The organism is Pontimicrobium sp. MEBiC01747, assembly GCF_053601635.1.
The window spans coordinates 1-890 of sequence record NZ_JBSHNS010000602.1 but is presented as its reverse complement, the minus strand read 5'-3'; the positions used below and the strand labels follow the sequence as shown (position 1 = coordinate 890).

Here is an 890-nt window from a genome sequence, read left to right as displayed (position 1 = left end):
CTATTAACCATTCGTCTAGCGTGCTTGTTGGAATACGTTCCAAATCCTGGATCTTTTATTTTTTCTCCCAAATTATATGCTTTCTAAAGCTACTTTAATTTTAGTTTTTAATGCTTCTGTTGCAGGTACTAAAGGCAATCTAACGGTGTCGTTACATAGATTTAATGCTTCAAAAACTGCTTTTATTCCTGCCGGGTTATTTTCAGAGAATATTAAACTTATTATATCCATTAGTTTATAATGTATAGCATAGGCTTCTTTTGCTTTTCCTTCTAACCCTAGTTGAATCATTTTAGAAAAGTCTTTTGGTAAAGCTTGTGCTATTACAGATATAACACCATCTCCTCCTGCTAAGGTTACACCTAACACTAAATCGTCATCTCCAGATATAATACCAAAGCCTTCTGGTTTTCCTTTTATTAATTGTAGGTATTGCGCAACATTATTACCTGCTTCTTTTACTGCTACAATATTTTCAAAATCGCTTGCTAACCTAAAAATAGTTTCTGGTGTCATGTTTGAAGCTGTTCTACCAGGTACATTATACAAAATAATAGATACAGGGCAAGCTTCTGCTATAGCTTTAAAGTGTTGGTAAATGCCTTCTTGTGTTGGCTTGCTATAATAGGGTGATACAGATAATATACCTTTAAATAAAGACAAATCTGTTGTTTTAATTTCCTCTATTACTGCTGCTGTATTATTTCCTCCTATTCCTAAAACCAATGGAACACGACCATTGTTCGTTTTACTAATGGTTTTTATAATTTCTTGCTTTTCAGTTTTAGTAACGGTTACACTTTCTCCAGTAGTACCGCTTATTACAATATAGTTTACACCATTTTTTATATTGTGCTCTACTATATTTGCTAGCGCATCATGGTCTACAC

The 890-nt window shown here is 33.3% G+C and carries 1 protein-coding gene; it reads right to left on the bottom strand.

Features of this window, described 5'->3' with window-relative positions; translation table 11 throughout:
• Positions 1 to 72: 72 nt before the first annotated feature.
• Positions 73 to 890 (bottom strand): 4-hydroxy-tetrahydrodipicolinate synthase (gene dapA / locus ACVC2P_RS20330; protein WP_452600264.1); only part of this gene is annotated, 818 nt, incomplete at its 5' end.